This is a genomic window from Candidatus Babeliales bacterium (genome assembly GCA_041660205.1).
In the GTDB taxonomy this organism is placed as follows: Bacteria; Babelota; Babeliae; order Babelales; family Chromulinivoraceae; genus JACPFN01.
This window is the reverse complement of record JBAZWT010000003.1, coordinates 83,736-108,555: the sequence shown is the minus strand read 5'-3', so window position 1 is coordinate 108,555 and position 24,820 is coordinate 83,736. Positions and strand designations below refer to the sequence as shown.

General features: G+C 35.0%; 27 protein-coding genes and 3 tRNA genes. 23 read left to right on the top strand and 7 right to left on the bottom strand.

The window, feature by feature from the left end:
* Nucleotides 1-182 precede the first annotated feature (182 nt).
* Nucleotides 183-530: a hypothetical protein gene (locus tag WC747_01870; protein ID MFA5998745.1), complete on the top strand. Its 348-nt coding sequence runs from the start codon at nucleotides 183-185 to the stop codon at nucleotides 528-530.
* 80 nt (nucleotides 531-610) lie between these two features.
* Here the strand turns inward: WC747_01870 and WC747_01865 are convergent, their stop codons facing one another.
* Entirely contained in the window at nucleotides 611-934 is a 324-nt protein-coding gene (locus WC747_01865; protein MFA5998744.1) for a hypothetical protein, read from the bottom strand.
* Nucleotides 935-1,216: 282 nt separating this feature from the next.
* Here WC747_01865 and WC747_01860 point away from each other — a divergent pair, with 282 nt between their 5' ends.
* Nucleotides 1,217-2,182: a tRNA-dihydrouridine synthase gene (locus tag WC747_01860; GenBank protein MFA5998743.1), complete on the top strand. Its 966-nt coding sequence runs from the start codon at nucleotides 1,217-1,219 to the stop codon at nucleotides 2,180-2,182.
* Nucleotides 2,183-2,200: 18 nt separating this feature from the next.
* The gene (gene mreC, locus WC747_01855) at nucleotides 2,201-3,001 is read left to right on the top strand and encodes a rod shape-determining protein MreC (protein MFA5998742.1); all 801 of its coding nucleotides are present in this window, start codon (nucleotides 2,201-2,203) and stop codon (nucleotides 2,999-3,001) included.
* A gap of 65 nt (nucleotides 3,002-3,066) precedes the next feature.
* Here the strand turns inward: mreC and sppA are convergent, their stop codons facing one another.
* Nucleotides 3,067-4,005 (bottom strand): signal peptide peptidase SppA, encoded by a 939-nt coding sequence (gene sppA, locus WC747_01850; GenBank protein MFA5998741.1) that lies wholly within the window; start codon nucleotides 4,003-4,005, stop codon nucleotides 3,067-3,069.
* Nucleotides 4,006-4,187: 182 nt separating this feature from the next.
* On the opposite strand from sppA, the gene WC747_01845 reads away from it, so the two are divergent.
* From WC747_01845 to WC747_01805, 9 genes are all read left to right on the top strand, one after another.
* Nucleotides 4,188-4,263 (top strand) — tRNA-Val (locus WC747_01845).
* Nucleotides 4,264-4,271: 8 nt separating this feature from the next.
* Nucleotides 4,272-4,347 (top strand) — tRNA-Asn (locus WC747_01840).
* Nucleotides 4,348-4,475: 128 nt separating this feature from the next.
* Nucleotides 4,476-4,552: transfer RNA gene (locus WC747_01835), tRNA-Asp, on the top strand.
* A gap of 197 nt (nucleotides 4,553-4,749) precedes the next feature.
* Entirely contained in the window at nucleotides 4,750-5,025 is a 276-nt protein-coding gene (locus WC747_01830) for a hypothetical protein (GenBank protein MFA5998740.1), read from the top strand.
* Nucleotides 5,026-5,084: 59 nt separating this feature from the next.
* Nucleotides 5,085-5,849, top strand: coding sequence for a hypothetical protein (locus WC747_01825; protein MFA5998739.1), 765 nt, complete (start codon nucleotides 5,085-5,087; stop codon nucleotides 5,847-5,849).
* Nucleotides 5,850-5,891: 42 nt separating this feature from the next.
* The gene (locus WC747_01820; GenBank protein ID MFA5998738.1) at nucleotides 5,892-6,164 is read left to right on the top strand and encodes an RDD family protein; all 273 of its coding nucleotides are present in this window, start codon (nucleotides 5,892-5,894) and stop codon (nucleotides 6,162-6,164) included.
* Nucleotides 6,165-6,284: 120 nt separating this feature from the next.
* Nucleotides 6,285-6,491 carry a hypothetical protein gene (locus WC747_01815; protein MFA5998737.1) on the top strand — a complete coding sequence of 69 codons (207 nt, stop codon included), beginning with the start codon at nucleotides 6,285-6,287 and terminating at the stop codon, nucleotides 6,489-6,491.
* A gap of 296 nt (nucleotides 6,492-6,787) precedes the next feature.
* Nucleotides 6,788-7,132 (top strand): hypothetical protein, encoded by a 345-nt coding sequence (locus WC747_01810; protein ID MFA5998736.1) that lies wholly within the window; start codon nucleotides 6,788-6,790, stop codon nucleotides 7,130-7,132.
* A 636-nt stretch (nucleotides 7,133-7,768) separates the two neighbouring features.
* Nucleotides 7,769-9,139 carry an ankyrin repeat domain-containing protein gene (locus WC747_01805; protein MFA5998735.1) on the top strand — a complete coding sequence of 457 codons (1,371 nt, stop codon included), beginning with the start codon at nucleotides 7,769-7,771 and terminating at the stop codon, nucleotides 9,137-9,139.
* A gap of 212 nt (nucleotides 9,140-9,351) precedes the next feature.
* On the opposite strand, the gene WC747_01800 is transcribed toward WC747_01805, so the two are convergent.
* On the bottom strand, nucleotides 9,352-9,906 hold the full coding sequence (locus WC747_01800) for an NUDIX domain-containing protein (protein MFA5998734.1): 555 nt from the start codon (nucleotides 9,904-9,906) through the stop codon (nucleotides 9,352-9,354).
* A 418-nt stretch (nucleotides 9,907-10,324) separates the two neighbouring features.
* Between WC747_01800 and WC747_01795 the strand changes: the two genes are divergently transcribed.
* The 5 genes from WC747_01795 (at nucleotide 10,325) to WC747_01775 (ending at nucleotide 14,713) form a co-directional block, all read left to right on the top strand.
* Entirely contained in the window at nucleotides 10,325-11,470 is a 1,146-nt protein-coding gene (locus WC747_01795) for a YncE family protein (protein ID MFA5998733.1), read from the top strand.
* 16 nt (nucleotides 11,471-11,486) lie between these two features.
* Entirely contained in the window at nucleotides 11,487-12,074 is a 588-nt protein-coding gene (locus WC747_01790) for a hypothetical protein (protein MFA5998732.1), read from the top strand.
* A 163-nt stretch (nucleotides 12,075-12,237) separates the two neighbouring features.
* Complete coding sequence (locus tag WC747_01785) at nucleotides 12,238-12,618, top strand: hypothetical protein (protein MFA5998731.1); 381 nt, start codon at nucleotides 12,238-12,240, stop codon at nucleotides 12,616-12,618.
* A gap of 193 nt (nucleotides 12,619-12,811) precedes the next feature.
* On the top strand, nucleotides 12,812-14,167 hold the full coding sequence (locus tag WC747_01780) for an MBL fold metallo-hydrolase (GenBank protein ID MFA5998730.1): 1,356 nt from the start codon (nucleotides 12,812-12,814) through the stop codon (nucleotides 14,165-14,167).
* A 183-nt stretch (nucleotides 14,168-14,350) separates the two neighbouring features.
* Nucleotides 14,351-14,713 carry a hypothetical protein gene (locus WC747_01775; protein ID MFA5998729.1) on the top strand — a complete coding sequence of 121 codons (363 nt, stop codon included), beginning with the start codon at nucleotides 14,351-14,353 and terminating at the stop codon, nucleotides 14,711-14,713.
* A 149-nt stretch (nucleotides 14,714-14,862) separates the two neighbouring features.
* On the opposite strand, the gene WC747_01770 is transcribed toward WC747_01775, so the two are convergent.
* Nucleotides 14,863-15,531 (bottom strand): hypothetical protein, encoded by a 669-nt coding sequence (locus tag WC747_01770; GenBank protein ID MFA5998728.1) that lies wholly within the window; start codon nucleotides 15,529-15,531, stop codon nucleotides 14,863-14,865.
* 340 nt (nucleotides 15,532-15,871) lie between these two features.
* Between WC747_01770 and WC747_01765 the strand changes: the two genes are divergently transcribed.
* Together WC747_01765 and WC747_01760 are read left to right on the top strand one after the other, a co-directional pair.
* Nucleotides 15,872-17,878: a hypothetical protein gene (locus tag WC747_01765; GenBank protein ID MFA5998727.1), complete on the top strand. Its 2,007-nt coding sequence runs from the start codon at nucleotides 15,872-15,874 to the stop codon at nucleotides 17,876-17,878.
* Between the two features lie 89 nt (nucleotides 17,879-17,967).
* Nucleotides 17,968-18,540 carry a hypothetical protein gene (locus tag WC747_01760; GenBank protein MFA5998726.1) on the top strand — a complete coding sequence of 191 codons (573 nt, stop codon included), beginning with the start codon at nucleotides 17,968-17,970 and terminating at the stop codon, nucleotides 18,538-18,540.
* 100 nt (nucleotides 18,541-18,640) lie between these two features.
* On the opposite strand, the gene WC747_01755 is transcribed toward WC747_01760, so the two are convergent.
* Nucleotides 18,641-19,666 carry a DnaJ domain-containing protein gene (locus WC747_01755; protein MFA5998725.1) on the bottom strand — a complete coding sequence of 342 codons (1,026 nt, stop codon included), beginning with the start codon at nucleotides 19,664-19,666 and terminating at the stop codon, nucleotides 18,641-18,643.
* A 206-nt stretch (nucleotides 19,667-19,872) separates the two neighbouring features.
* Here WC747_01755 and WC747_01750 point away from each other — a divergent pair, with 206 nt between their 5' ends.
* Together WC747_01750 and WC747_01745 are read left to right on the top strand one after the other, a co-directional pair.
* On the top strand, nucleotides 19,873-20,646 hold the full coding sequence (locus WC747_01750) for a hypothetical protein (protein ID MFA5998724.1): 774 nt from the start codon (nucleotides 19,873-19,875) through the stop codon (nucleotides 20,644-20,646).
* Nucleotides 20,647-20,772: 126 nt separating this feature from the next.
* A complete protein-coding gene (locus WC747_01745; protein ID MFA5998723.1) occupies nucleotides 20,773-21,255 on the top strand; it encodes a YbhB/YbcL family Raf kinase inhibitor-like protein in 483 nt (160 codons plus the stop codon).
* An 82-nt stretch (nucleotides 21,256-21,337) separates the two neighbouring features.
* Here the strand turns inward: WC747_01745 and WC747_01740 are convergent, their stop codons facing one another.
* Nucleotides 21,338-21,676 carry a hypothetical protein gene (locus WC747_01740; protein MFA5998722.1) on the bottom strand — a complete coding sequence of 113 codons (339 nt, stop codon included), beginning with the start codon at nucleotides 21,674-21,676 and terminating at the stop codon, nucleotides 21,338-21,340.
* A gap of 159 nt (nucleotides 21,677-21,835) precedes the next feature.
* On the opposite strand from WC747_01740, the gene WC747_01735 reads away from it, so the two are divergent.
* Both WC747_01735 and typA read left to right on the top strand, forming a co-directional pair.
* Nucleotides 21,836-22,450, top strand: coding sequence for a LysE family transporter (locus WC747_01735; GenBank protein ID MFA5998721.1), 615 nt, complete (start codon nucleotides 21,836-21,838; stop codon nucleotides 22,448-22,450).
* A gap of 120 nt (nucleotides 22,451-22,570) precedes the next feature.
* Nucleotides 22,571-24,352, top strand: a complete 1,782-nt coding sequence (gene typA, locus WC747_01730) for a translational GTPase TypA (protein ID MFA5998720.1) — start codon at nucleotides 22,571-22,573, stop codon at nucleotides 24,350-24,352.
* Nucleotides 24,353-24,413: 61 nt separating this feature from the next.
* Here typA and WC747_01725 read toward each other — a convergent pair whose 3' ends face one another.
* Nucleotides 24,414-24,752 (bottom strand): hypothetical protein, encoded by a 339-nt coding sequence (locus WC747_01725; protein MFA5998719.1) that lies wholly within the window; start codon nucleotides 24,750-24,752, stop codon nucleotides 24,414-24,416.
* Between the last annotated feature and the right edge of the window lie 68 nt (nucleotides 24,753-24,820).

Here is a 24,820-nt window from a genome sequence, read left to right as displayed (position 1 = left end):
TTGGCAGGGATTCCTGCAATGTCTGTGCCTTGCGGATTTACAAAAGAAAATATGCCAGTAGGTGTTCAATTAATTGGCCCTGGACTCTCTGAGCAACTTTTATTTAAAGTTGGTCACGCATATCAGCAAATAACTGATTGGCATAAAAAACATCCTACATTGTAAAGAGTAAAAGGATTTTTATGTTTAAAAAGTTAAGTTTAATGATGCTTGCTTTGCTGTGCGAGTCACAATGCGCGGCATCTTTTAGTAAAAAGCCAAACAGTGTACAATTGCAAAGAGCTGTAATACGTCTTTCGGAACGTGATTTGGATGAGGAAATTGTTTTTCGTGCACAACCGGACGATATTCATTTCGATTCCGAAATAATTAAACAGCTGCGTGTCGTTAAACCTAATATCCAAGGTGTTATACCAGGCGAAAATGAAGAAAATTTTTCGTGCTGGGAATGGTTTGGTCCATGCCTTGTTAGCTGTTGTGCTGTATTTTATTGTGGATGGTTAGAGCCGCAGGACAATAAAATAAAGTAATGGGATAGTGCTGCAAGCACGTTAGAAATTAAACAAAAAAATAAAGCAGGACTCGAGTTGAGCCCTGCTTTATTTTTTATTTAAGCAACCGGAGTTACGCGCGGAGTTACTCGTTTCATAGGACGAGTTTTTGCAGCAGCTTTTTTTGCTACGCTTTTTTTAGGAGCGGCTTTTTTAGCTACTTTACGCTTAGGAGCAGCTTTTTTAGCTACTTTGCGTTTTGGAGCAGCTTTTTTAGCTACTTTACGTTTTGGAGCAGCTTTTTTAACCGCTTTACGTTTTGGAGCAGCTTTTTTAACTACTTTGCGTTTTGGGGCAGCTTTTTTAACTGCTTTACGCTTTGGAGCAGCTTTGCGAGTTACTTTACGCTTAGCAGCTGCTTTTTTTGTTGTTACCTTTTTCATATACTTCTCCTTTTTTGTGAAGATATTCTCTAACGCTTACACTTTATTTAAAAATCGTATTTAAACGCAATGATTTATTTCACAATGAGCAATTTACTGCATGTGATTAAACATTTTATAGTTTTTATTTTTAATATTGAGTGAAATTTTTTAACTAATTTTACGTATATTTTTTGATTGTTTTTGACAAGCAAGAGTGTTTTTTATTTTTGCATTTTGAAAACGCGAGCGGTTGTGTTAAACTGTAAAAATGTCTTATAGCTAACGTTTTTTGAGAGATCCATGGATTACTTTAAACAAAATTTAAAAATTAAACATTTATCATTTCCCCGATTTATCGGTGGACCTCTTGATGGAATTACCGATTCTCCTTTTCGAAAACTTGTTCGTGAGTTTTCAAAAGAAGAGCTTTTGTACACCGAGATGCGTCATGTCTGTTCTGTGGTCACGCCCAAAGGTGGCGCAATGGCACTTGATTTCTCTCAGTATGAACGTCCGTTGAATTTTCAAGTTTCTGCTAATTCTCCTGAACATGTTAAAGCTGCTTGTGAAAGAATTATTCAGGCTGGCGTTGATATGATTGATCTGAACGTTGGTTGTCCTGCGCGCAACGTAGTGACATCATGTTGCGGTTCTGCTTTGATGGCAAACCCGGTTATGTTGGAAAAAATTTTAAAAGAATTTAAAAGAGTGATTCCTGACCATGTTCCTTTTACGATAAAAATTCGCTCAGGATTTAAACAAGTCAACGCTATCGACATTGCAAAATTGGCCCAGGACTGTGGCGTTGATGCTTTGGCTATTCATCCACGACTTCAGCCGCAAATGTTTACAGGGCAGCCAGATTACAAGCTTGCAGCTGCAGTTAAACAGGCGGTCTCTATTCCTGTTATCTTTTCAGGCAATGTGGTAAATTTCAAAACGGCAAAAATGACGTATGAAGCAACAGGCGTTGACGGATTTTTAATCGGTCGAGGCATTTGGGCAAAGCCATGGAAGCTTGAAGAAATGAAGCAACATGCTGCTGGAAATGAATATGTAGTTGACCAAAGTATGATACTTCAAGTAGCATTGCGACATCTATCACTTATGGTTGAGCAATTTGGTATGCAAGGGTTACTGCGGTTTCGAAAGCATCTTCCTTTTTACATAAAGGGTCATCCATCGGCAAGTGCACTGCGAAGTCGTTTAGTTCGGTCTGAGTCAGAAGCTGATATTAAAGAAGGTTTACAAGAATTTTTAAGCTGAATTTTTTAGGATATGATCATGATGAGACAAGAAGTCAGGTTTTGGACGATTCATGTTTTTTATGTTCTGTTTGTTTTATTTTTAATTAATCGTATTTTCTTTTCCTGCCATGGTGTTACCGAGCGAACGGTTTCCTATCTTTTATACCCATTTTTTAAAATTCATACGAGCATTGTTAGCTCTGTTCATCAAAAATCTGAGCATCGACAAAATTTGCAAGCATTACAAAAAGAGCTGGATGGTTTGTACGTGCAGCACGATGTTTTAAAAGGTCGCGTGGCACAACTGCAGGCGCAGCAATTATTCGTTGAGCAAAGTCAGGAAGTGGTAGATTTTGCCCATCGATATGAAGTCGATAATAAAAAAATTGCTAAAACTTTACTCTGCTATGAAAGCCTGCAGGAAGATGCCATGTTTATTGAAGGCGGCAGTGATAACGGTATTTCAAAAGACGATGTTGTCGTGTACGAAAATGCACTGATTGGACGGGTTATTGAAGTTTATAGCTGGTACAGCAAAGTGGCTTTAATTACCGATCAACGGTGCAAAGTTTCTGCTCAAACAAGTGAAGATGCTGTTGGAATTTGTTGTGGCAAAAACAATAAAAAGCTTGAGTTTTGCTTCGTGCCTCATTTCAAAAAAGTTTTAGTTGGCGATGTTGTTACTTCAACCGGACAAGGATTGATGTATCCACAGGGCTTTGCCTTGGGCATTGTACAAAAGGTTACAACCGATTTGGTATCTCATCAAATTGAGCTTAAGCCATATTTTGATATTAAAAATATTTCATATGTGTATGTTTTTACAAAACAACATTAAAGTTTGATGTAAGCATAAAAAAGAGCGCTTTTTACAACGCTCTTTTTTATAACATTAACTTGCTTTTAAAAAGTAACACCTTGTTTGTGAGCAAATACAAAAAAGCTATTCCAAAAAGAATTAGCTAGGCTGTCTGACATTGAGTTTTCGACTTCATCATCGTCATCATCATCGCTGTCAGTGTCATTAGGATGCAACAATTTTTTCCATGTTGAAGGTGTTTTTACTTTGATTAATTCTATTTCTCGATCTGAGTGTAGGATTTGTTTTTTGATATATTCAAGAGCTGTAGTTTGGTTACCGATTTCATCAACAAGTTTTAATTTTAATGCTTCATTTCCGGTAAATATTTTACCGTTAGCCCAGATGTCTTTTTGAGCAATAGGCAAATGACGATATTTTGCAATGTCGCTTGCGAATTGTTCATAGCTTTCATTAACAATATCTTTAAGCATTGTTTTTTGTTCTTCTGTCATGTCAGATAGTGGATCGCCAGCATTTTTATAATTGCCTGATGCAATATCGTACGTTTGGATTTTCCAATCTTTTAACAGTTCTTTTACTTTAATTTGTGTTGAAAGTTTAGCTCCTATACTGCCGACTAAAGAACTGTTTGTTGCAATAATATAATCAGTTGTAGCTGCGATATAGTAAGCACCAGACGCACATACGTTTTCTGTGTAAGTAATAATTGGCTTAGGATATTGCTTTTTCAGATATAAAATTTCTTGGCAAATAGCTTGAGAAGAACCAGCCGCTCCTCCAGGACAATCCATTTTGATTAAAATTGCTTTGACTTCAGGATCTTTAAAGAACTTTTTAAGCTGTTTATTCCATCGATTAGACGATTTGATAACGCTTTGAAAGTTAAGGAAACCAACTTTATTTTTTGGTTCCGAGTACTCAGACAGCTGTTTTTTGACGGTTTTAAAAACTGGAGATGCAAACTGCAGGATCAGTAAAACCCAGAAAATATTTTTTAGATAGTCAGTAAATTTTGCCATGAGGGTCCTTTTTATGTGTAGAAAAGTATGAATAGTATTACTGTTTTATACTGTAACAAATATCAGATTTTTATAAAGTTTAAAAAAATAGCGCATTTTCGATATTTGGCTTTGACTTTGGGGCCCGTATTCGATACAATTCTTATATCGTCAAATTTCTTAGAAATATATTAAACAAGTTTGGGCGGTTAGCTCAGTTGGTAGAGCATCAGTCTTACAAACTGGGGGTCACTGGTTCGAATCCAGTATCGCCCACCAAACTTTGTTCCTTGGTAGCTCAGTTGGTAGAGCAAACGACTGTTAATCGTTAGGTCGCTGGTTCGAGTCCAGCCCAAGGAGCCATTCATTTTGTAACAAAATGAATAACAGGTCATTCACTTTTTCCATAGCAGTTGTACCCGACTCTATGACTCAAGCAAATTTTGCTAGCGTTAAAAAAGTGAATAACAGGCCATTCAATTGAAATTAGTGGGGTTGTAGCTCAGTTGGTTAGAGCGTTCGCCTGTCACGCGAAAGGTCGCGAGTTCGAGTCTCGTCAATCCCGCCATTCATTTGCATCGCAAATGAATGACAAGCCAGTCTCTTTAAATGATTTTCTTTTACATAAGCGCCTTTGGCGCTGAATAATTCTGAAATAAAAATAAAATAAAAATTTAAATCCACTCAAGTAATTGGGTGGATTTTTTGTTACACTAATTGCTGATCAAAAAATATTTTTATACATTTTAACGAAGGATAAGATTCATGAATAAAAAACAATTTTTATTGGTAGGCTTTTTACTCTGCGGATTAATGCAGCAAAATATTTTTAGTAGGATTTTTGATTCAACCTCCACTCTACCTCGTCAAGCGACTAATGATAAAGAAGAGTGTAAAGTTTTACGAGAAGCCATTCTTGCTGTTCTGCATCAATATCATCATCCTTATCAATATCTTCCTGTGGATAGATATCAGTATGTAAGGGCTAATATATCCATGTTTGAAGCTTTAAAATGTAGCCGATTTGAAAATAATTTTTAAGTAAAATATCCTTTTTGCATTTTCAATAATTATAATTTAAACAAATAGAGCTGATAACAATGAGTCTGTATAAAATATTTTTATTTTCTTTGTTTTGTTCGATGATGGCATGTGGTCAAAATCAAAAATGGCTTCTTCGTGATTTACAATCCGGTGAAATAAATCACTTTGTAATGTCAGGTTTAACAAAGCTAGGTGGGGAAATTTCACTAGAAGAAGTGCAGCAATCAATTTCTGATTTTATAAATTTATCTCATCAGAATCAATATACATATTCTGTTGATGTTGTTCTGGAGATGTTGCGTAAACAAATAGAGGATATAAAAGATTACATAGCGTGGCACGTTCGATATAAATGCATATATGAATATCAGCAGCTGAAACTGACCTGTATTTTATTGGCTGCCAGCGTTACATTAAGTGTTTGTGCTTATTATATTCATAAAAAAGAACATCAAGAATTTTTTGATTTTAAAAAAGAGCTTGAAGATGATGGTGTTAGTATATACACATATGTTACAAGTGATGGTAATTTTCAAGTTACTAAAACTCATTTGAGTAAATGGATAAAAGCATCAGATCATTCTGAAAAAATTTCGCTTCAATGGGCATTAGAAAATGATTGTGCTAAATATTCTAGATTGTATAATCGGCCTTCATTTATATCAGCTCCGCTGTGTGCTTTAGCATTTATGACATCGCTATTATTTGTTGATAATGCGAAGAACCGTCTTGTTCGGTTAGATTTAAATAGATTGAATCAAAAATTAGTGTGTTATCAAGACTTATTACAATTTGTGATAGAATTGCAAAAAACAGTATGAAGTTAAAGAAGTTTTTAGTTATTAAATATTAAGGAAAATATTATGAATTCCGATCTATTATGCTCAAGCTGTCCTCCAACGTGGAAAAAAATAATGTCTTTTTTTATAGATTTCTTGGGTTGTTTTGTTATTTTTGGTTATATTCTTGCCTATTTTTTTGGAGGTTTAACAGAGGAAGGTTTTAACCTTGAGGGAATATCAACTTTATTTTTATTTTCTCTCATTGTTTCATACTTTATCATTATGAAAAGGTATTTTGGTGGAACTTTTGGAAAGAAAATATTTGGCATTGTTTCTTCAAAACATCATAAATAAAATAAAAAAAATAAACATATCGGATCAAGTTTTGAAAGTTTTCTTGAAGAAGATGGTATTTTAGAAGAAGTAAATGCTGCGGCTGTAAAAGCAGTAATTGCTCATCATTTAAAGTCATATATGGAAAAACATAACATAACGCAAACCAAGATGGCGTTAATGCTTAAAACGAGTCGAGCATCTTTAGTTCGACTGCTTGATCCAAATAATTATTCAGTAACTCTTTTAACTGTGAATCGTGCAGCGTCTATTTTAGGGAAAAAAATTAATATTAACTTAGTTGATATTACTGAGCCTCTAGATGAGGTTAAAAAAATAAAAAGATAAACAGCTTATCGGTTAATTGCTGGTACAGCGCTTAGTTGCAACATTTCTTTTAATTTAGACCATCTGAAAGTTCGAAGTGCGCCCAGTGTTTGCCGCCATACTTCGCCTCCCTATCGGGCAGCTTCGTATGGCTCTGCCAAGGGTTACGAAGTAAATCACTTTAGTGATACGTAGTAAGCCAAGGACTTTATAATAAAAATTAAAAATTTAAATCCACTCATGTAATTGGGTGGATTTTTTGTTACACTAATTGCTGATCAAAAAACATTTTTACATTTTAACGAAGGACAAGATTCATGAACAAAAAACAATTATTATTGGCAGGTTTTTTATTTTTTGGATTAATGCAGCAAAATATTTTGAAAGCAGCCTGCTCAGATGATTATCAACTACGTCAGATCAGATATAAACTAGGTGATTTCGATAGTAAATTAGATCGCGCTTTTACACAAAAAAAAGAAATAGATAGAGCAAGAAAAGCATTTTTTCAATGCTATAGCGACAACAATGGGTTAAATGTTGATCGAATGACTAATGGACTTCCAAGAAAATGTCTAAATGATGCAATGGCTTGGGTGAAATTGGGCTATGCTAATGAAGTTAATGCTACTATTGAATTTTTTAATAAATTGAGAGAATAAAGGTTTTTAGAAGATTCGCTCTTGTATTGTTGTTAAAAGCATTAACTTACTGGCGTCAAAACCAGCAATTATATGCCCAGAAACCGTTTTAAACAATTGGTATTGGAATTAACTGCAACATTTCTTTCAATTTACTTCACCTGAAAGTTCGACCGTGTTCGCCATAGTTCGTAGAACGACCCAGGCTTCGCGCGAGACTACGCCGGGCAGGAAGGCTGGAAGCGTGCCTCATTCACTTTTTCTATGCAAAGTAACTAATAGTATCATTTAAGTTTTGTGGCGCGATCTATGAAAAAGTGAATAACCATTCACAATGTAAGACATTGATGAATAACAGGCAGGCAGTGTTTGCTATACCATGCCTCCTTAGGTAGGCAGCTTCCTACTATGCTAAAACTTCGTAGGACTATGTCGTCTGGCTGCGCCGCTTATCAAGACAGGAAATTAAAAAAATTTAAATTAAATTAATTATTGGCGAAGTCTTACAGTTTACCCGCCATAGCTAATGGCGACGGCTGGGTAGCTTGTTATGAAATAACGCGTAGTAAGTGTGGATTTTTTGTTAATTAGTTAATCATTTGATATAGTTACAATATATAAAATATTTAAAATTTTAAACAATTAGGGACAATATTCATGAAAAATAAATTAATGTATACATTTTTGGCATTGCTTGTCGGTTCTGGAATAATTAACAGTTCTGATTGCGATAGTCCTACTGAAGGCAGCTCTTCATCTGCTTTCGGACAACCTTGGAGTCCTTTTTCTAGCTCTCAAATTCCTGCTGCAAGACAAGCACCTCAACCGGTACGACGCGCTGCACCAGTTATCATACCACCTAAAGAATTAACTCAATTACATCATGTTGTGAATCGTGATGATGTAGATTTAGTAGAAACTATGCTTATTAATACCGACGATGTGAATGTTGAAGATAAGTATGGAATAACCCCATTACACATTGCGGTAACTCGTAATAAACTCGAGGTGGTCAGAGCTCTTTTGGCGAAAAGGCATTCTGTAAAAAATTTAAATAAAGCGTTGCATTATGCTCGTGATAAAAGAAATCCTGCATTGGTACAAATGCTTGTAGATGCAGGAGCTGATGCCAGCGCACAAGTTGTGCCAAGTTGTTCAACTTTGCATGTTGCAGCACGTATTGGTCATCAAGAAACAGTAAGCGATTTAATAGCGCAAGGTGCTAATCTTAATGCCTTAGATAATGAACACATTATGTTTCCTTTAACCTATGCCATAGAAGAAGAGCGCACTGAAATTATGAAAACATTACTCGATCATGGAGCGCGTTCCAGCATTCTGGCATTATCAGATGCCGTTAAATATAATAAATTACAATCAGTTAAAACATTGCTTGCTGCTGGTGCTGATGCAAAAGGAAAAGATCTCGATCTAACAGTATTAGAAAGGGGTATTTATGCAGGATGCCAACTGCCAATTATTGAAGCGTTAATTCAAAATGGTGCTGATGTGAATATAAGCGATACTCGAGGGGATTATTCGCCTTTGCTAGTAGCTGTTCGATCCGGAAGAACCGATTATGTACGTGTTCTTCTTGCAGCAGGAGCAAATCCAAATAACAATTCTCGCTATTTCAATATTCTTAATCTTGCAATTAAAAGTAAAAAACCAGAAATTCTTAAAATGCTTATAGCTGCTAGAGCTAATGTAAATCCATCATTTGCTCACATTTCACCACTGAAAACAGCGATCTATGAAAGCAATAGTGTAATGGTACAAGATCTTTTAACTGCTGACGCAAGACTTAATAATGCAAATGAGTGTAATTCAGAATTGAGACTAGCCGTACGTGGAAACAATCTGGCAATAGTAGAAATGCTTGTTGATGCTGGTGCAAATGTAAATGTATCAGATGAACATTATTCGGCTTTAGCTATAGCTAAAAGAAACAATAATGCTGCAATGATTGATTATTTAGAATCTAAGGGAGCTGTATCATTTTGGGGTGAAAGCTGTAGCATCCAATAAAATAATTTAGAAATAGTAAAAATATGTGCTGTTTCTGCAGGTAATTTAAAAAATATAAATCCACTCAACAAAGTCCTACGACAAAGTTCTTCGAAGCCATAGGCGTAGTAGAAAACTTACAGCAAAGCTGTGTGAAGTAGGAGCTGCTGGGTGGATTTTTTGTTAAAATAAATATTTATTTTTTATCTAAATTGAGTTTAGAGTTATATAATTTACTTAATATGCATAACGCTTTTAAATACATGCTCAGATGGCACGGTAAGCCAATTATGTATATTGTCTTTTAAGAGCGATGGTCGGATATCATAGTTCTGTATGTTTTTTAACTCTAACCATACAAAAGCAACTTTATGATTTTCTTTCGATGTGATACTTGGTAAAGCATCATCTTTTTTATTGTCTAAAACTGCTTTAAAAACAAGACTTATTTCATGTTTGTGACATTTGACCGATTGTGGAGTGTTAAGCCAAGAACGTTCAAATGCACCAATAAAACCTTTGACAGTTATCTGTTCGCCGGTTTCTTCAGATAATTCTCTGATTAAAGAGTCTGTTGCAGATTCTTGATATTCGATATGTCCACCAGGTAAATAATAAAAAACAGGATCACCTGATGCTGTTTTTAGTCGTGGATCATAGGCGCAAAGAATATGATCGTTGTGAATAATAATAGCTCGTGTTAGTACATGAATATCTTTAGGGATATCTGCTTGTGATGATATTTGCATGAATGTACATGTTATAAAAATGTATAAGAATTTTTTCATATTTTTTTCAAGTAAGTAGTTATGTTTTATGCCATGACAATTGTTGATAGCTTAGCAAAAAGGCATTAAAAGTTATACTTTATTAGGATAATATGAACTATTCACCTATTAAAGATTGTGTAAAAATAGGATTAAATTCATTACCATGGATAAATAATTTGGTTGGATTAATTCTAATTGTTTCTGATACATTCTGTAAAAGAGATGCTTTGATTACAAGGCATCAATTTAGAAATTTAAATCTATTCAAGTAATCTGTGCTAAGCAGACTTTGCGTAGGCGCATTGGGTGGGTTTTTATCAACTATCAAACTGAATGTTTCTCCGTGCCTTTTAAGATCAGATTGACAAGGTTTGCCAATTTTTTTAATTTCTACGGAGCAAGTTTTTATTGTGCTTGCGAGTTTTTTAATAATTACATGAACGAAAGTTATAAATTAATGTTTTTAAAAAGTAATTGTTTATATTTTGCAATCATTCTAACTTTTTGTAATTCACTCTATATTTCTGCTGTTGTCATTAATCGAATCATTGCATCTATTGGTGTAGGAGATACTCCTTCAGGTATTGCAATTACTCCAAATGGACGTTTTGCTTATATTGCAAATAGTAATAATGATGGTTTGGTTAATGGAAACACCGTGAGTGTTATAGATATTGAAACTAATAAAGTAATAAAAACGATTAGCGATTCTAGTTTTGATCAACCCTATACTGTTACGATTAATGCCAGTGGAACTAAGGCTTATGTAACCAATAGTAATTCTACAACAATTAGCATCATAGATATAAAAACTAACTCTGTTATTGGAGTTATTACAGGCTTTGATGGTCCTTCAGGTATGGTAATTACACCAGATGGAAACACGGCATATGTAAATAATTATGGATCTCCTGCTGGTGTTGGTAGCGCTAACGCTACAACGGTGCGTGTTGTTAATTTAGTAACAAATTTGATTATTGGTCCTGCAATTACAGTAGGTCTTGCTCCAGCTAGTCTTGATATAACCCCTAATGGATCTTATGTGTATGTGATTAATTATGTTGATGGAAATGTTGGTACAGGAACTATCAGTATCATAAAAACTGCAAGCAATACCGTTGTTGGAACAATTACTGGTTTGTTTGGTCCTTATTCAATTAAAATTACATCAGATGGTCTTTATGCTTATATAACTAATTTTGGAAGTAATGATTTTAGTCCAGTTGGCCGTACGGTTAGTGTCGTTGATCTACATGAAAATAGTATCGTAGATACCATTTTTGTTGGAATTCAACCTTCTGGCATTGCTTTTTCTCCTAATGGTCGCTTTGCTTATGTCACTAATTATAACACGTTGTATCTTGGAGCTGGATTTACCGATTTAACACCAGGTCAAGGAACGGTGAATATTATTGATATGTGTACCAATAAAGTATTGTGCCAGGAGCTTTTAACTGGTTCATCTCCTGCAGTTATAGCGATATCGTTGGATGGTAGATATGCTTATGTGGTAAATTATAGTGCCAATAGTGTCAGTGTTATTGATATTTATGATAAAATGTGGCTTAACGTTTGTAAGTAATAAAGTAGATGAATAAATGAAAAAAATAATATGGTTCTTTATCTGTTCATATCTATCTATATCGAGCATGAAAGTTATTGCTCATCAAAAATTAGCTGATGTAGAAAGTCCACGATTTAGTTCAGCTTTTTCTGCTGGGTATGTTTTTAAAAATGATTGTCGATTTAAAGATGTTTATGGTCTTGGCATGGTTAATATTATAACTGGTGATTTTGTTTATTATCCATGGGATTTTTGGGGTATTGGTGTTAAAACAAGTTATTGGCGAGCAAAAGGAAGAACTACATTTTTAAATTTTTGTACCAAGTTGGAAGAAATACCACTTACGTTTACCGTGCGAAGATTATTGATCTTTAAAAACAACTTAGAATTTTATGCATCACTTGGTGGTGGAATTATTTGGATGAGAGAAAAAAGTCAACTTGAAAAAATAAAAATGCTTAAAGGTATTGGAGAAGTTGAGCTAGGTTTAAATTATCCAATTTGTAATCATTTGAAAATTACAACAGCTTTCCGTTATCTTTTTCCACGACAATTTTTGGGCAATACGAAAATTGATGTTGGAGGATTAGATTTGAGAGCCGGATTTGAGTTAGCATTTTAAAAATAAAAATTTACTCAACCAGTTTAGACCGTCTGATGTCAGAATATCTTTAAGTTAGTACGTTCGACCGTTGATTTTGTTTAAACTTTTTAAGTAAATTGACAAAAAAATTATGTGATTTAGGTTTGGGTTAGTAAAATTTTTCAAAAAAAAGGAGATTTTCATGATAGAAGTTAAGGCTGATTGTCGACATCTCATTCCGTTGTTAACAGAATGTGCTGAAAAGTGCGATGAGTATGTAAGAGATCTAGTTCCAAAACATCATTGTATAAAACCAGCTCAAGAAGTTATCCAAGTTGCTAAAAATATGGTTGTTGTTTTTAAAGACCATATCAAAGAATGCACTAATACGATTTGTTCTACTGCTTGTCATGCAACTATGCGAGCATGTGAAAAAGCTATAGAAAAATCTACAGCATGTGTTGATGTGTGCTTAGGAGCAGGTAGCGACGAAGATGCTAAGATTGTTTGTGCAGATTGTGCGCAAGCGTGTCGCGATTGTATGAAAAGTTGCGATGATTGCGTTGAAAAGGCATGTGCATAATTAATTGATGCTTATAAAAAGTTTTGAGGAAATCATTAATAGAGATTTAATGATTTCCTCAAAACTTTTAGAATAACTTTTATAGTAAATTTTTTTTGAACTCAGAATACACATAAGAGAATTTGTTTTTTGCTCATATTTTTTATATATCAAAGTTAGAAATTATTTTGATACGAGAGAGTAGGGTTAAAAAATGAAAATAACTTTTTTGGGTGCAACTCGTGAAGTAACAGGATCAAAATACCTTGTTGAGCATGATAGTACAAAAATTTTAGTTGATTGCGGTTTGTTTCAGGGCGAAAAAGAAATTGAAAAGCGTAATTGGGATGCGTTGCCAATAGATCCGAGTAGTATTGATGCTGTAGTACTAACTCACGGCCATATGGATCATACTGGATATATACCAGTACTGATTAAAAAAGGATTTAAAGGGAAAGTATATTGTTCAAAACCAACCTATGAATTATGTGCTATTTTACTGAAAGATAGTGGAAATATACAAGAAGAAGATGCAAAAAGAGCTCACAAGGCTAGCTCCTTACACCACTTTTCTGCAGAACCTTTATATACTGTAAAAGACGCCGAAAAAGCACTTACATTTTTTCGAACCGTACCCTATGAAACTGTTTTTGCTCTTGGCAGCTTAAAAGTTAAACTGATTCAGTCATTTCATATTCTAGGATCATCATTTGTTGTTATATCTGACGGCAAAGAAACGCTTACTTTTTCTGGGGACCTTGGACGTCCTCATCAGCTCATAACGAAAGCACCTCCTCATCTAAAACAAACTGATTTTTTAGTTCTTGAATCAACCTATGGTGATAAACTTCACGGGCAAGAGGATCCTATAAAGGAGTTAGGTGAAGTAGTAAATCAAACAATAGCGAAAAAAGGTGTGCTTATAATACCGTCCTTTGCAGTAGAACGAACTCAAACGATTCTGTATTGTTTATACCAGTTAAGACAGAAAAATATAATTCCAGAAATTCCTATTTTTTTAGATAGTCCTATGGCTACAAAAGTTACTAATTTATTTAGTGTTTTTCTTGATGAGCACACATTATCATCAAAGTTATGCAGTGAGGTCTTTAGTATTGCTACCTATATATCTACGGTAGAGCAGTCCAAGCTCATTGATCATGTTGCAGGCTCTGCAATCATTATCGCAGGCAGTGGTATGGCAGATGGTGGTCGGGTATTGCATCATTTTAAACATTTTATCTTTGACGCAAAAAATACCATCCTTTTTGTTGGGTTTCAAGCAGAAGGCACTACAGGACGAGCTTTAGTTGAGGGTGCAGATAAAATAAAAATAGATGACCGATGGTATATGGTTCATGCAACAATAAAAATAATAAATAGTTTTTCAGCGCATGCCGATTATGAGGAAATTTTGGAGTGGTTGAGCTCTTTTAATCAGGGTATTAAAAAGGTGTTTTTAACGCATGGAGAGCTAGAGGCCAGTGAGTCGCTGCAAAAGAAAATAGAAGAGCGATTTGGTTGGTCTGTGGTCATTCCAAAGCATTTGCAGTCCTTTGATCTAGATTAGATTTATTAAAGGGCCATACCAGTATTTACAGCCACAAATACCCGTATTTGTAAAAATTTAATTAAAATCAGGCGACTAAGGCGCTAATACCCCCTTTGTAAAAAACCATGGCTTTGATATACTTAAAACATAAGAAATAAGTATTAAGGTTACATTTTTAATTTAAACCGTAGGGGTCCCTTTATGACACAAAATGATAAAAACACAGTTTTAGAGCAAGACGAAAAAGATACAGTTTTCAACCCAGCTGATGATTTACAGATTGTTATGCAAGGCGGTCTTCCTGTATCAGTAATTGTACCGATGGAAGAATTCGACAGAATGGCAATTACTATTGAACTTGCGCAAGAATTGCTTGAAGGCAAAGAACTATTTCTTGAAGATGGTACTAAAGTAACTTTCCAAGAAATGGTTGATCAACGCGTTGCTGCTGATCGTGCAGAGTATGAAGCTGATCTTGCTTCAATGCTTGAAGAAGATGATTGCGACGGCGAAGAATGCGACGAAGATTGCGGCGACGAATGTAATGAAGAAGAACAAGACTAAAAAGTCTAATTCTTTTTAGAAATTAAAAGACACTCGAGAAACCTATACTATAGGTTTCTCGAGTGTCTTTTTTTATGTCTTTAACCTGTGCACAGTAGAATTTGCGTAGGTCACTTAAGTGGATTTTTTTATGTTTGAACAGTAATTATTTAGTTTCCTTCTGAGTCAGAGCCTACATCTGAACTTGAATATGAATAGTAAGGAGTTGGTGCTTGAGAAGGAAGATATTTTGGAGTGTTAAAACGTGCTGATGCTGAGTATGGATTCCAATGATATCTACCACTAGGCAATACTATTTTCATTGGTAGATCTGAGCAGCTGCGTTTTGATGAAAATTTCAAACGCATTGTTTGCTCATGCCATTGCATTTCTGCAGTGATAATAGCATCAACAAGGCCACACAACTCTGCATGTTCATCATAGTTTCTGACAAATGTACTATTTAGAGATCTTGGTTTAAAACCCTGAGAAACAAACATAGAAGAGTCAATTGCTTGTAAATTAGCATTGCCAACTATTTCATAAAATTTGGCTTTGTTCAGGCCAAAGCGTTTTTCGATGTCTTCATTCCAAGCTTTAGCAATAACTTCAGCCAACAGATATGTCGTATTTTTTGTTTTAATAATGTCTGTGGGTAATGGTGATGAAAAATATTGTGATCTTGGTGTCTCAAGCAACAGCTTTGTAAATATTTGGTTTAAGCAACTAACTTCATGAGGTTCATAACCTTTTTGCTGTAATTCTTGAGCAAAAAAACCTTGCTCAGATCCAAGAGTAACGCCATGAAACAAAGAAATCATAAGAAATAGAATTAACATAAAAACCACCTAAAAAATGATAATAACATACGATGTAGTGTACTATTAATTGAAAAAAAATTAAACAAGTCGTTGCAGATTGAAACAATGATGATAAAAATTAGCTTACAAAGTTTAGAGAAAAATATGAACACTTGTGAAAGGTTGTAAAATTTTAGCAATGTTTACAGTCTTGATAGAATCAAAATCTAAATTCAACAGGTGAAAAAGTGCACTGCTGCAATATAATGAGATAAAGAAATATGCGTGACTTCTAAATTTCTTTTGGTAACGTGATTAAAATAATATATTAAAATATAGTTTGTTTGCTTGTAAAATTTAATTTTGAAAAAGGGGTTTTATGTTTTTACTATTTTTATCATTTTTTATATTCATGGCGAGTAGCGTAAGTCACTGTTCGCAGGCGCAAAAATTAGGAGAGAATTATTATCAAGCTAGAGTTGCTGTATTAGAATCGCTAGTAAATGCATTGCCTTACACGCCATCAGAGAGTATAAAAAACCAGAGTATGCTTAAGCTCTCTAAAAAAATAGGGTTGGAAGCATTCAAAGCTTGGACACAAGCAGGTCGAATTCCTGGAACAAATCAGGAGAAAGAAGTTGCAAATATTTTGAAGCGTTTATTTAATCGCTTTGAAATATTATGGAATGTGACTTATGAAGAAAAATTGGGTAAAGATGCAGTTAATCAATATTACCAATTGATTCAAGATATCTCCTATCAGTTTCCTGAAGAATGTTTTTTTAATGAAGGTATTTGTGCCATCAATGAAAAAGCTTTATTTAGTTATATCGATCAAGTTATAAAGCAAGCTGTTCAGACATTTGAACAATCGCCACAAACTGAACCACTTGCTTCAGGTACTTCAGTTTCTGATACGTTGGTTCAGCAAGAACCTTTTAAGCGTCATAGTGTTGTAGGTGATTCGTTTGTGAACACCCTTGTTTCATTAGTTGAAAATTCATACTTGAGAGGTCAAACAAATGGAGCAAAGGGTTTTTCAGTTATAAATGTTGATATGCCTGCATCATTACTCTCACAAGGGTTACAGGCCGCACAATCATCAGAAACAGTTATGCAATCTACTGTTGCAACAGTAGCAACACATTCAGCTCTTGTAGTGCCTATGTGGGCCAAAGTAGAGTTGGCAAAACTTTTAAAAGAAAAGGATAGTGAGTTTATTTTAGAACCTCTATTTAATGAATTAGCGATACATATGGAACAGATTAAATTACAGAATTTTTTGAATCCAAATATGAGTAAATTAGCATTAATAGATTTTAAAAAAGATCTTTTAAAGCAGGTTGTCATGAAAGTCGAAGCAATAATAATAAAGAATTGGAATCAAACATATAAGCTCATGATGGGGGAACAAGGAATGCAAAGCTATCATGAAATAGCAAAGCATTGTTTCGATGGTTATCAAAAAGATATTATAGCAGTGGTTTTAGATCAAAATGGTTGTGTAAATTCATTTAAATGTGTTTTTTTAGATGATGCGTCTGATTTTATGGATCATAAAATACAGCAAGATGTTCAAGCGTACATTGAAAATCAAAAAAAATTACAAAATGAGTTTCAGCAAAAATTGTTAGTTGAAGAGATGCAGAAAGCAGATCGTTTATGGCAAATAAAGATTGCTTCAGAGCGTAAAGCTGTTGTTAAAGCATGCGATCTTGGACGAGACCAAATTGCTCAAGAATGTGAACAATTCCTGCTTTCTCAAAAACAATTTTTGCAAAAAATAGCTTTTGAGAAAGAAATGATAGAACAAAAAAATTATCTATCAGATCAGCTTTTACGAGATTTGGACATTGAGGTAGCAGCTTCAATAGAAAAAGAAAAAGAACAGAAAGCTCTTGCGTTTATAGTTGCTGCAAATAGAGAGTCAGCTAAAAGATTTTTTGAAGCAGAACAGCAAGCAGAAGCTAGAAAAGTTATAAAAAAAAGATGCTTGGCAAGGGCAAGATGCTTGCAAGAAATAAAAGAACTGTTGTCTGAGTCGACATTGGAGCGTACTAATTTACAGCAACAAGAAGATTTAGGTATTGATCAATTAAAAATGGCAAAACAAAAAGATTGGACTTTTGCAGCACGACGAACAATGGATCGTGAACTTGATTTAATACGTACTATGCAGCGTGAAAAAGATGAATTACAGCGTGAAAAAGATGAACTCGTAAGACAATTGCAAGAATTACAAACAACGCCTCCAAATGTTTCTAAATCTGTTCCTGTAGCTGAATTGGTATTAAAAATTCAGCCTCGATTAAAAAAACACAGTAATTTTGTTGATGCTTTTACGCTGCCTATTTCTGAATTGTCAAAAGCAAAGAATTCGTTTTAGCAGCATAAAAGACCCCAACCCCTTTGTGTGTTTTTGGCTTATATGATACCCTTTTTGTATAGAATATATCAATATTAAAGGGGGATTTTATGAAAAATATTACAAAATTTACATTTCTTTCGATTCTATCGTTATTGAGCGCACATCAGGCATTACCATATCCTTTCTTTTACAGAGAAGTGCCGGTTGTTGTGTACCATGAACCAGTAGTTTACAGGCATGTGGTTTATCATGAGCCATCTGCTGCTGAAGTAATTGGTGTAGGACTAGGCTGTGGAATTGCGGCTTTAGTTGGTCTTAATGCACATCATAGACAAATCGCAGAATATACTAAGATGTTTCAAGACCTTGGTTATGACCGCGCGCAAGCAAAGGTGTATGCTAAAATGGCAGTTGAAACAGACGGTGGCTTTCAAGCTGTAGTAAGAAACATTGAACGAGAAAAAGAAGCACATCGTCAAAGAAATGCGCAAAAAGAATTTGAAGAGTTAAAGCATCAACAAAAATTAGAAAAATTGACGCATGAACATCAATTAAACTCGCTCGACAGCAATAAAATTTCTTTCAATAAAAACAATTTAATGTTGTTTGTTGCAGCATTATTATCTGTTTTTGCTGGACTGATGTTTGTTGGTTTAAGATTGTATAAACGAAAAAAATAACGCTTCATTAAAAATAGTTTTTTAAAAATAAAGTCACTCAAGCATTTTGAGTGACTTTATTTTTATGTAATTTTTTTAATGTAGCGTGCCAATATAAAAGTTAGCCTCGGTTAGCCCACTCTTCGTAGGTAGTAGCTCTTTCATGTGTACGCTGCTCCTCTTGTGTTGCATGACGTTTTGCCAATTCTGCATTTAACTGGGCTAATCGTTGCTTAGCATATTCGTGTGTATAATCAGTATGATCATAGCCCAAGATATAATGCTTAAATGTATGACCTGAATCATATTTTTCTTCTTTGAGCTGATCATCCGTCATATTTTCTGGACGGTTACGTGGCTTTAAATCTTCGAGTTTTTTTCTTTCTGTTCTTTCACGTCTATCAACCCAGTCTTCATGTATCTCTTTAGCTGCTATGCCAATTCTAGTAGCAGCAGTGGTTCCTACGGCTCCAGCAACAAGTTTAGCTTTTGTAGAGAAATAAGGTTTTTTAGGGCCTTTACCTTCTTGCTCGCGTTGCTCGTCTGCGTCTCTTTTTCCGCTTAAAAGATCTCTAGCATCTATAACTTCTCTCATTGCCTCATTGCTACCACCAGCATCAGGATGTGCTTTCTTTGCAGCTTGGATATAGGCAGATTGTATATCTTTTAAAGATGCATACTCAGAAACACCAAGTATGTTTGCGGCCTGCTGTCGAGACATTAATCGTGGAGCAGTAGCTCTAAACATGCCTGTTTGAGACCCGGCTGACCCTCGATCTGAGCTTTCGGAATTTATTTTTGTAGTTGGTTGTTGCCATTTCAATGCTAAATCTTGTGAGAAATCACTCATTTTCGGTTGATCAATACGAATGCGTCTTAATTTTTGGGTTGTCCATAAGGGCTGATCTGGCTGTAGCCCTGGCATCAATTCTGCTTGCATTTGTTTTATTGTTTTAGGATGTATTGTAGTTTGTGGCAGTTGTACAGTCCTAGCTTCTTGACGAAGTGGCTGCAGGGTTAAACCTTTTAGCGCTTCTCCTGTAAGTTTTGGTGTAGGTTGCGAAAATTGTCGCAAGCTGCTATACGTTGTCGAATAAAAGGCTGCTAAGCAGCATAGTGACGTAAGAAAAAATTTTTTTATGATCATATAAACTATCCCCTAATTTAGATAAACCCCTTTGTATGTATAGTTTTGCATAGCTTTGATCATGAAATCAAGAGTTTTGGTTTAGGGTATAGATAATTTAAAATGAGACTTGGAAGGTTTAGTTGATTGACTATGATAGAAATAGTGTCATAAATTGTCCGTAAATCTTTATGGTCTTAATCAAACGAATGAAAAAAGGAATTTATATGAAAATGAAACTTTTTATAATTATTTTATGCTGCTTAGGGATCGTTGAAATAAAAAATACATTACATGCTTCTAGTGCTGAACTATCTCAAGTAACTTCAGAAATGGAAAATGTTTCTTCTGGGGCAACTTTAAGAAAATCAGCAGGTAGTTCTTTATCTGTAAGATATTTTCAAGGTTCAAGTGAAATAGTAGACGAATTACGAGATAGTCAGTTCAATCGCTTAGCAGAGATGGAACGCCGTGTATCGGTATTGGAGCAGCAACGTTTTGCTAAAGAGATAGAAGAATTTAAAACTTATTTTTCGCAACTAGACATGAAGAAATTAAATTTGGAATTATCTTGGACTGAAATAGATTCTAAGCTTTCACGATTAGATAACATAAAGCTAGATTTTGAAAAGCTTGTACAAGACGTTAACGAAGTTGTTGGTGGAATTCATTCTCGTGTTGCGATTGCTGTGCAGCACGTAGCAGCTGCCGAAAAGAGACTAGAATTAGTAGAATATCATCTTGGTAATTTACGCCTTGAGTCGAAACAATTAGTTACAAAGATTTATGCTATAGAACATGAATGCATATCAAGTGGATCATTGGCTAAAAATTCTATTTTCATGCAAGAAGTTGAAATAATTTTGGCAAGATTGTTGGTAGAAAAATATTCAAGGCAATCACAACATGTTTTTTCGAAAGATGATGATTCTTTTCCGAGTGGACGTGCTAGTACTTGCTCACATCGTTCAACAGAAAATGATGATGAATTTAGTTCATAAAAGTTGTAATAAGGGTTAGTCTTTCTTTATATTTTTAGAGGAAAAATAATGGATTGTAAAAAATATGATACATCTGTTGGCATTATATTTTTGGTTTTATGTTTGTTTCATGTAAGGAGTGATAATATGAATGCATCATCTGCCCAGGCTAATTTAACACTGACGAGTCAATCATTTAAAGCAAATAGTCCAATTCCATCAAAGTATGGCTATGTGCCTAACGAAAATATTTCTCCTCAGCTTTCATGGACAGCTGGACCTAAGGGTACTAAAAGTTATGCAATTATTTGCCGCGATCCTGATGCGCCAACTAAAGAATGGGTTCATTTGGTAGCTTTTAATATTCCAGTAACAATGCAAGGTTTGCCAGAAGGCGCTTTAAGTAAAGCAAGCAGTGGTATTTCATTGGGAACAAATGATTACGGCAAGACTGGTTATGGTGGTCCAAAACCTCCATCAGGAACACATCGTTATTATTTTGATGTGTATGCTCTTGGAGTAGAGTTGTCACAACTTACTGAAAAAACGACGAAAGCAAATTTGCTGCAAGCAATGCAAGGTCATATTTTGGCTAAAGGCAGTTTGATGGGAACGTATAAAGCGACATAGTTCGTATGGATAAAAAAATATAAAGGGCCAGCTGTCTTAAAAAACAACTAGCCCTTTTGCAGTAAGGTGTTATGAAAGTGAATTATTTTCTCGTCATTTTGTTACAAGCTTCAACGCATTTTTTGCATTCTTCGATGCATTTTCTACATTCTTCTATGCAATCTTTACATGTTTTGGTGCATGTTACACAAGTTCTTGAACAATCTCTGCAATCCTTTGAGCAGATTTTGCAATCATGAGAACAGTCTTTACAATCTTTTGAACAATCTCTGCAATCTTTTGAACAGATTTCGCAAGCTCTTGTGCATTTTTCCATAGCTTTTGCCATATGATCATTATGATCATTGTCTTCATGACGAGCAAATACTGATGAATCACTTAGCAAAACAAAAGATGCGAGAAGAATAAATAATTTTTTCATAAGAATCCTTTTTTGTGATTTTTCTTGCAAACTATTTACAAGCTAAAAATCAATTCTTATAGGTTTAGATATGAAAAGAAAAATTGATTGTCAAATAAAGAGAAATTAGTAATTTTTGTAGTATCTTTGAGTGAAGTATTTTTAAAAAAAGGAAATAGAATGGATGGTTCGTTTTGGATTCAGGGTTTTGTTATAGGATTTACCGTTGCAACTTCCATTGGAATTAGTGGAGCGCTGTGTTTGCAAAATATGATGACTGGCAGAGCTTGGGTTGCCATGGCTTCTGCGCTTGCTGCAGCGATGGCGGATGCTACCTGTGCCGTGCTTGTGGTGCTTGGGCTGCAAGCTGGACACTCTTTACTGTCAGATCACTCAATAATGTTGAAAGTGGTAGCAGGGTTATTTTTATGCTTCTTGGGCATTAAAAGGCTTTTTAGTAAAATTTCTTTGCATGCGCACCACGGCAAAAGTAGTGATGTAATAGAAGCTTTTTTTTCAGTTTTTTTTCTTGCTCTTGTTGACCCGGTATCGATTATAGATTTTATGGCATTATCTGTTGGTCTTGTTGTTGATTTTTCAATTATGAAGGATGCCGTCAGTTTTGTAGTAGGGCTCTTTTTAGGATCAGCAACTTGGTGGTTTTCATGGTGCTTAGTTCTTGTTGTTTTGCGAAAAGATTTTTCACTCTCTGTGTTGCAATGGTTTGCGCGTGCATCATCTGCTGGGATATTTGGCTTTGGCCTATGGACGCTTTCATCGGTCTTTCGGGCGTAATTTGGTAAAAATGCTTAAAGTTGAGGGGTTTGTGTGCCCTTGCATGGACAAGAAGGTCTGCTTTTGATAGTATGAGAATGTTGTAATGCTCATTATTCCAAAAAAATTAAAGAATTTATTATGTCAAACAACCCTAAAATTTGTAACATTGCCATTATCGCTCACGTGGATCACGGAAAAACGACCTTAGTTGATCAACTGCTTAAACAATCAGGAACGATTGTTGACGCTAAAGATCGAGTCATGGACTCAGGGTCTATCGAAAAAGAACGCGGAATTACCATTCTTGCGAAAAACACCGGTATTTTATATAAAGATTATAAAATCAACATCGTTGATACTCCGGGTCACGCTGACTTTGGTGGAGAAGTTGAGCGTACACTACAAATGGTTGAAGGGTTCTTGCTCTTAGTTGATGCTGCAGAAGGTGTACTTCCTGGTACTCGTTTCGTGCTTCAAAAAGCGCTTGGTCTTGGATTAAGACCGATCGTTGTTATTAATAAAATTGATCGTAAAGACGCTCAAATTGAGCATACAGAACAACAAATTTATGATCTTTTTCTTGATTTAGTAACTGATGAATCTCAATTAGAGTTTCCAACGTTGTACGGTTCATCAAGACTTGGATTTATGACAACTGATTTAAAAGTCCAATCAGATACACTTATACCTCTTTTAGATACCATCATTCAAACTATTCCAAGCCCAACACCAAAAGTTGATTCATTACAGCTTTTGATTACCAACTTAGATCATTCTGATTTCCTTGGGGCGCTTGCTGTTGGTCGTATCTTTAGTGGTTCTTTAAAAGTTGGCGACCAAGTCGTCATGTGTAAAGATGACAAAGTTGGACAGCCAACTCGTATCACTAAAATGTGGCAGTTTTTGGGTGTTGAAAAAATTGAAGTTCAAGAATCAAGCTACGGAGACATTGTCTGTGTAGCCGGTTTTACAACGCAACCTGAGCTTGGAGCAACGTTATGCAACGTTGGTAAGCCAGCTCCTCATGCGTATGTTAAAGTTGATGAGCCAACACTTATTATGTACTTTTCCGTTAACGATTCTCCGTTTAACGCAAAAGAAGGAAAATTACTGACTTCTCGTCACATCAGAGAACGTCTTGACCGTGAATTGAAAAAAAACGTAGCGCTTCGCGTTGAAGGTACCGATTCTCCAGAGGTTTTCAAGGTTTCTGGTCGTGGACAATTGCACTTGGGTATCTTGATTGAAACAATGCGTCGTGAAGGCTTTGAGCTGCAAGTTTCAGCGCCTGAAGTTATTTACAAAATGGTTGATGGTGTTAAACAAGAACCGTTTGAGCACGTGACTATCGATGTTGAAGAACAATATCGTGGTTCTGTAATTGAAAACTTGGGCCAAAGAAAAGCTGAATTAGTTAACATGAAGCCGTTGCATGATGGTCGAGTTCGCATGGAATTTGAAATGCCATCACAAGGTCTTTTAGGTTTCCGTTCTCAGTTTTTAATTGATACTCGTGGTAGTGGTATTATCAACATCAGTTTCATTGGTTATAGACCATGTAAAGGCGAAATCCAGAAGCGTTTGAAGGGTGCCTTGGTATCTATGGAATCTGGTCAAGTTACAGCTTATGCTCTTGATACTTTGCAAGATCGTGGTGTTCTTTTTGTACAGCCTGCTGATAAAGTTTACGAAGGTCAGATCATTGGTGAGCATTCACGTGACACTGATTTAGACGTTAATCCTTGTAAAGGTAAAAAATTAACGAACATGCGTGCTTCTGGTACGGATGATGCGGTAAAATTACCACCTACAAAGCTTATGACGCTTGAACAATGTATGGAATGGATCAGACCTGATGAATTGATCGAGGTTACTCCTGTATCAGTTCGTTTGCGTAAAAAAGATCTAAACCGTAGATAATTTTTAGTAAATTTGATTTTAATAATGGCCGCATTGTTTATTTACAATGCGGCCATTATCTTTACTGCTCGTAAAATATTGTAAAAGACTCATTGTTCTTGTCGTCTTTATTGCTAATTATAATCGAAAGTATTTCTGCATTTTGATTATTTGGAAAAATGATTACAGACTCAGCGTTATGCTTTGGTTCTTTCTGAAAATGTCTTTTTATTGTAAAGTATGTCCTTTGCAGGGTATATGCGTCAATTACGTGTTTTAGCGGTTTGTTAGGATCAGATGCATTATTAAAAATCTGAATTGATGATGCATTAGGAAAACAATCTTGTATAGCGTCATGCTTTTTAGTAAAGACATACGAACCTGTTAGTAAAGCAAATAACATTAATTTATTTTTCATCATAAAAATCCCCATTTGGCATAAGAAATATTAGATCCCTATGGTTAGGATGCTAAAGAAAAACCTTTAAA